Source organism: Campylobacter coli LMG 9860 (assembly GCF_000254135.1).
GTDB lineage: Bacteria > Campylobacterota > Campylobacteria > Campylobacterales > Campylobacteraceae > Campylobacter_D > Campylobacter_D coli.
In genome coordinates, this window is the sequence record NZ_AINS01000156.1 from 1 (window position 1) to 304 (window position 304).

A 304-nucleotide genomic window follows, 5' to 3' on the forward strand; every position below is an offset into this window, starting at 1 on the left:
AGCATAGAAGGGATGTTTTGTAAAAAATGAAAATAAGACTGGAAAGAAAGATTTGAATTTAGACCTGAATCACGTATCACAATTTCTATATTTTTTTTACAAAACTCATCAGTTTCACACCAAGTCTTTTCACAAAATTGTTTATAAAAAGAATTATTTACAAACATTTCATATAAACTTAAGTACTCAAACATATCTTTCATATCAAAAAGTATAAGCAGTTGAATATCTACTCTTTCTTCTTCGATATCCACAAGATAAATTTTTCCACTACAAAGCTCTTCACTCAAATCTATCGTGCTTA

General features: G+C 27.3%; 1 pseudogene. It reads right to left on the reverse strand.

What is annotated here, in order from left to right:
* Positions 1 to 304 (reverse strand): annotated as a pseudogene (locus tag CCO88_RS09885) (motility associated factor glycosyltransferase family protein); the annotation flags it as partial.